We start from the raw sequence: 6074 nt of genomic DNA, 5'->3' as shown, positions 1-6074 counted from the left end.
CGTCGGGGCCGGCCGGTGGGCGGGGCGCCGCGGCGGACGCCGAGCGCGCCCGGGCTGACGAGCTGGCGATCCTCGCCGGGACGGTGCCGGTCGACGGGCCCGGGCTGGAGCTGACCATCCGGGACCCGCACCGGGCGATCGACGCCTCGGTGCTCGTCGACGCGTTGCAGGAACTGCGCGACGCGGGCGCGGAGGCCATCGAGATCGCCGGGGTGCGGGCGGTCGTGTCGACCTATGTCGCCGACGAGCCGGGGCATGGGTTGATCGTGGACGGGACGTCGGTCGCCGCGCCGTACGTCCTTCGGGTGGTCGGTGATGCCCACACCCTCGACCAGGCGCTGCGGATCCCGGGCGGGGTGCTCGATACGGTAGCGGCGCGGGACGGGGCGCAGGCCAGCGTCCGGACCTTCGGGCATCTCGAGATCCGTGCGCTGCGGCCCGCTCCCAGTCCCCGCTACGCTCGCCCGGCCGGATAGCTCCGCCGCCGAGCGGGTTGCCTGGCGGCGGGGCTGGCACGACGGCTCCCGCCGGCGCTGGTCGGAGCGATGCGGATCAAGGGGAGGCGATCTCCGGTGTACCCGGACGACCTGAAGTACACCCGTGAGCACGAGTGGATCCGGCTCACCGGGAGCACGGCCCGGGTGGGCATCACGTCCTACGCGCAGGAGGCCCTGGGCGACATCGTGTTCGTGACGTTGCCCGACGTGGGCACCACCGCCGAGGCGGGAGAGCCCTTCGGTGAGGTCGAGTCGACCAAGAGCGTCTCGGAGATCTACGCCCCGGCCACCGGTGAGATCATCGCCTGTAACGAGGCGTTGGTGAGTGCGCCCGAGCTGGTCAACTCCGATCCGTACGGGGACGGCTGGCTGGTCGAGTTCACGTTCACGGACGCGGACTCCCTCGAGGGTCTGCTGGACGCCGGCGAGTACGCGGAGCACGTGAAGGAGCACTGACGGTACTGCCTGTGTCCCGATGGCGGGCGGTGGGTCACGCCACGCCGAACAACACGGGTCGCACCCTTTTCACGAGCGTGCCCCCGATGCACTAGCCTCGGGGTGCACCGGGGCACGGTCGTGGACGGCCCAGCCGTCGGCATGTGATCATCCCGGTGGTGGGGGTGGGCTGAGAACGTCTGGCGACCACCATCGCAAGTGCTGGTAGAGACGTTCCCGCCGCCTGTCCGGCGGCGGCCGAGGCGGCTGGCGAACTTCGCTCACGCGGGGTCCCGGCAGGAAGCGGACGCGACTGTGTTCTGCACGAGGTGCGGACAGCAGAACCCGTCCGACGCGCTGTATTGCGCGCGGTGCGGGTCCCCTCTGGTACGTCCGGGCGAGCCCGTGGCGCCGGAGCGGCCCGCCGAACAGACATCGACGTTGAATCTGGCCGCCGCGCTCTCCGGGATCGAGGGCGATCACGTCGACGACTCGACGGAGCGGGACGCCGTCGCCGCCGTCGACGCGCTGCCGCCGGGTTCGGCGCTGCTGGTCGTCAAACGCGGGCCGAACGCGGGCAGTCGGTTTCTGTTGGACGCCGACATGACAACCGTCGGGCGCCATCCCGAGAGTGACATCTTCCTCGACGACGTCACCGTCTCGCGTCGGCATGCGGAGTTTCACCGCTCGCCCTACACCAAGGGCTTCTCGGTGCGCGACGTCGGCAGCCTCAACGGCACGTACCTCAACCGGGAGCGCATCGACTCCGCCGAGCTGACCAGCGGCGACGAGGTGCAGATCGGGAAGTTCCGGCTGGTGTTCCTGACCGGGGCGAGCTACGGGGGGTCAGCGGCGCGGTGAGCGGGAGGGACCCACGGTGAGCGGCTTCGCTGCGGCGTCGCCGGCCCCGCGCCCGAACGGGCCCGGTCGGGACCGGGCTGGTTCGGGCGCGAAGGTGCTCAACATCGGCCAGGTCCTGGAGCGGCTGCGGGCCGACTTCGCCGACATCACCCTGTCGAAGATCCGCTATCTGGAAGCGGAGGGGCTCGTCGAGCCGGCCCGCACGAGCGCGAACTATCGCAAGTACTCGGCCGACGACGTGGCCCGGCTCCGCTATGTCCTGCACGCCCAGCGGGAGCGGTTCCTCCCGTTGCGTGTGATCAAGGAGGAGTTGGCCGCCCTCGATCATGGGGAGACGCCGGTGCACCGGCCCGGCCCCCGCGCGGTGCCCCCGCATCCGGCTCCTACCGGGCTGGACGCCATCCTCGCGGTGGAAAGGGTCAGGATGTCCCGCCGGGAGCTCCTGGCGGCCGTGGGGCTCGACGAGGACGAACTGGCGGATCTGGAGCGCCACGGTCTGGTCGCCCCGATCGCGGGCGGCGGGTACTACGACTCCGACGCCGTGATCGTCGCGCGCACGGTGGCGCTGCTCGCCGGGCACGGCGTCCAGGCCAGGCATCTGCGCGCCGCCCGAACGGTTGCCGATCGTGAGGCTGGTCTCATCGAGGCCGCCACCGCCTCGTTGCGGGGCCAGCGCGGCTCGGACAACGCCGGGCGGCAGGCGGAGACCGCCGATGAGCTGGCGGCCTTGCTGGTCCGGCTGCATGCGGCCCTGCTGCGGTCCCGGCTGGCGGCCGGTCGGTCGAGCTGACCGGGCGGTCGAGACCGAGGCGGAAGTGCCCTGGCGGGCAGCGGAACCGGTGGGCGCGCTGACGCCGGGCGGATGCGGGGATACTGTCTCCCCTGTGGGGTTTTCTGGCTCCGGTCACAACATCCCGCCCTGCCCCACCTGCGCGAGGAGGTAGATCGGTGCATCGGCTGGACATCGTCGGCGTGCGAGTCGAGCTTCCGTCGAAGCAGCCGATCGTCCTGCTCAAGGAGGTGGGCGGTGAGCGGTATCTGCCCATCTGGATCGGCGCTGTCGAGGCGACCGCGATCGCTTTTGCCCAGGAGGGCATCACGACGGCTCGACCCATGACCCACGACCTGATGCGGGACGTGCTGCGGGCGCTCCAGACGGACCTGACCCGGGTGACGATCACGGACCTGCAGGACGGGGTCTTCTTCGCCACCCTCGTGTTCGGCAACGGGGTCGAGGTCTCCGCCCGTCCGTCCGACGCGATCGCCCTGGCGATGCGGATGGGGGCGCCGGTCTACGGCGTCGAGGCCGTCCTGGCGGAGGCCGGGATCACGGTCCCCGAGGAGCAGGAGCAAGAACAGGAGAGCGAGCTGGAGAAGTTCCGGGAGTTCCTGGACACGATCTCTCCCGAGGATTTCAACACCCCCGGCTCCTGAGCCTGCACCCGCCCCGCGGCGACGAACCGCCGCGGGGCGACGCTGGTGGGCGGCCGGCCGTCCTCGTCGGCGCCCACCCTGGTCACCTGGCCGCCCCGTGTCCCTCAGGCCACCCCCGTGCCAGTCGGCTGTCCCGCGCCGTCTGCCTGTCCCATGCCGTCTGGCGTCCCGCGTCGCCTGCCTGTCCTGCGTCGCCTGGCCCCTGCGTCGCCTGGCCCTGTGCCGCGCTGGTGCGCGCGTGGCGTTCGCGGGTGCGTCGACCAGTCCGAACGCCCCTCACCGGCACTTCAGGCGGCTGCCCGGCAGTTCGCGTGGCCCGAAGCGGGTGGCCCGTAGCGGGGAAGCGGGCGCGCGGCGCACCCCGTTCGCGGGCCCGCCGCACCCCGTTCGCGGGCCCACCGCTCCCGGGGGCGAGTGTGGTCCGGCCTGGGCCGACCGCCGGGCTCCTTTCCCTGGCCTGGCGGGCTTCGGCGCCCCCGCTCTCCGGACGGGCGGGCCCGCCGTGGGACGAGTCCCGGCATGACCGGCCCGATGCGATTCCTTTTTGTCCGATCTGGCCAGCGATGTCCGCTGGACTACGGACACGCCGGCTTAGATCATTGAAGGAACCGCGCGTCGCTCCTACGGTCGGAGGAACCCGATCCCGGAGCTCGGGGCCGCCCGTGCCCATGGTGGACACGTCAGCGGACGAACGTGCTCCGGCTCTGACCTTGCCGGGGAGGTGGTGACAGCGGGCCGTGCCCGGACCTGTGGACCCGCGTCGCGGGTGGTTCGGGAGCGCAGGCCGCTCGCATCCTGTGCCGGTCGGACAGCACCGCCCGGCGAACCTGCCGGTCGATGTGACCCTGCCGGCCGGTCGGGGTCTGTGCGCGCCAGGCGGGGTGCGTGCGCCAGTCGGTGTGCGTGCGCCGGTCGGTGTGCGTGCGCCGGTCGGGGGTTGCGTCGCCGGTCGGCGACGTGGCGGCCGGTCGGTCGCGGGCCGGTGGTGTGGCGGTGCAGGCCGGTGGCGTCCGGTGGGGACGATCCGGACGTGGCCGTGGAAGTGACTCGACCGGGCTGGGCGTCCGGATGGCGGGACCGGGTGACCGGCCGCCGGGACCGACCCGAATCGATCCGGAGGATGGGGCTGGCATGGCGGCGAAGTGCGTACGACGATGATCGAACAGGGCCAGCTCTTTCCGGACGAGATCCCCGAAGCTCCTGGGGACGACGTCGGATACCGCGGGCCGACAGCATGTGCCGCGGCGGGCATCACCTACCGCCAGCTCGATTACTGGGCGCGGACCGGCCTGGTCGTCCCCAGCGTTCGCGGCGCGTCCGGCTCGGGCAGCCAGCGGCTGTACTCCTTCCGTGACGTCCTCGTCCTGCGGGTCGTCCGCAAGTTGCTGGAAGCGGGCGTCTCGCTGCAGAACATCCGGGTCGCCGTGGAGCACCTGCGCACCCGGGGAGTGGACGACCTGGCCCAACTCACCCTGATCAGCGACGGCTCGACCGTCTACGAGTGCACCTCGGACGACCAGGTGATCGATCTGGTCCGCGGCGGCCAGGGAGTGTTCGCGATCGCGGTCGGCCGGGCCCTGCGCGACATGCGTGGCCAGCTCGCCGAACTACCGTGCGAGCGCCCCGGCCAGCCGCCCGCCACCCACCCGGGAGACGAGCTCGCCAGCCGGCGCACCCGGCGCAGCAGCGCCTGACTCGGTCCTGCCGGTGTCGGGCGGTCTGGTGGTGAAACGGCCCCCGGGATTTCCGGGTCGCTGAACCCGCCGGTATTTCGGGGGATATTTAGCGGATTGACGTCGAGGGCGTGCCGGGGCGCCGATTATTTGGCCGGAGTTTGGCAGGGGCTGGGCCCGGAGAATCACGGGAACTGTCGGTGCAGTGGCATACGGTCCGCGGTGTGGCAGACGAACCCGCGGTCCTCGCCGAAGGCCTGCAGAAGAGCTTTCGCGGCAAACGTGCGCTGGCCGGGCTGGACCTGGCGGTGGCCCCGGGCACGGTCCATGGAGTGCTCGGTCCCAACGGCGCCGGCAAGACGACGGCGGTCCGCATCCTGTCGACGCTGCTTCGCCCGGACGGTGGCCGGGCCCGGGTACTCGGGATCGACGTCGTGCGCGAGCCCGACGTGCTGCGGGCTCGCATCGGGCTGACCGGCCAGTACGCCGCGGTCGACGAACGGCTCACGGGTCTGGAGAACCTGGAGATGTTCGGCCGGCTCTACCGGCTGCGGGCCCGCGTCGCCCGGGCCCGAGCCCGGGAGCTGCTCGACCGGTTCGACCTGGCCGACGCCGCCGGCCGGCAGACGCGCACCTATTCGGGCGGGATGCGCCGCCGGCTCGACCTCGCCGCCAGCCTCATCATCAACCCGCCGGTGCTGTTTCTCGACGAGCCCACCAGCGGCCTGGACCCGCGCAGCCGGGCGGCCATGTGGCGGGTGGTGGAGGATCTGGTCCGCGGCGGCACCACGGTCCTGCTCACGACGCAGTACCTGGAGGAGGCCGATCGGCTCGCCGACCGGATCTCGGTGATCGACGGTGGCCGGGTCATCGCGGAGGGCACCGTCGACGAGCTCAAGGCGCGGATCGGGGGAAGCCGGCTCGACCTCGTCCTCGGCGGGGACGATCCCGCCCAGGTCGAGGCGGCCCGGGCCGTGCTCGACCGGTTCGGTACCGGACCGGCGACGGCCGACCCGGCGACGCGGCGGGTGGGCGTGCCGGTGCTGGGTGCCAGCGTGCTGTCGGGTGTGGTCCGGGCGCTCGACGAGATCGCGGTGCGGATCGACGACGTCGCCCTGCACCGGCCGTCCCTGGACGAGGTCTTCCTCAGCATGACCGGTAGACGGGCCGGCGG

The 6074-nt window shown here is 72.3% G+C and carries 7 protein-coding genes; all 7 read left to right on the top strand.

What is annotated here, in order from left to right; genetic code table 11:
* On the top strand, nucleotides 1-476 hold a 476-nt coding region (locus tag ND748_RS22680; protein ID WP_251747984.1), incomplete at its 5' end, for a DUF881 domain-containing protein.
* 96 nt (nucleotides 477-572) lie between these two features.
* Nucleotides 573-953 carry a glycine cleavage system protein GcvH gene (gene gcvH / locus ND748_RS22675; RefSeq protein ID WP_251747983.1) on the top strand — a complete coding sequence of 127 codons (381 nt, stop codon included), beginning with the start codon at nucleotides 573-575 and terminating at the stop codon, nucleotides 951-953.
* Nucleotides 954-1247: 294 nt separating this feature from the next.
* Nucleotides 1248-1793 carry an FHA domain-containing protein gene (locus ND748_RS22670; RefSeq protein WP_308205701.1) on the top strand — a complete coding sequence of 182 codons (546 nt, stop codon included), beginning with the start codon at nucleotides 1248-1250 and terminating at the stop codon, nucleotides 1791-1793.
* A 16-nt stretch (nucleotides 1794-1809) separates the two neighbouring features.
* On the top strand, nucleotides 1810-2583 hold the full coding sequence (locus ND748_RS22665; protein WP_251747982.1) for a MerR family transcriptional regulator: 774 nt from the start codon (nucleotides 1810-1812) through the stop codon (nucleotides 2581-2583).
* 158 nt (nucleotides 2584-2741) lie between these two features.
* Nucleotides 2742-3227 (top strand): bifunctional nuclease family protein, encoded by a 486-nt coding sequence (locus ND748_RS22660; RefSeq protein ID WP_009739504.1) that lies wholly within the window; start codon nucleotides 2742-2744, stop codon nucleotides 3225-3227.
* A 1154-nt stretch (nucleotides 3228-4381) separates the two neighbouring features.
* Nucleotides 4382-4921: a MerR family transcriptional regulator gene (locus tag ND748_RS22655; protein WP_044883700.1), complete on the top strand. Its 540-nt coding sequence runs from the start codon at nucleotides 4382-4384 to the stop codon at nucleotides 4919-4921.
* Nucleotides 4922-5124: 203 nt separating this feature from the next.
* Nucleotides 5125-6074: ATP-binding cassette domain-containing protein (locus ND748_RS22650; protein ID WP_251747981.1), on the top strand; the 950-nt coding region annotated here is incomplete at its 3' end.

The organism is Frankia sp. AiPs1 (assembly GCF_023716945.1).
Taxonomy (GTDB): domain Bacteria; phylum Actinomycetota; class Actinomycetes; order Frankiales; family Frankiaceae; genus Frankia.
This window is presented reverse-complemented; position numbering and strand designations above follow the sequence as displayed.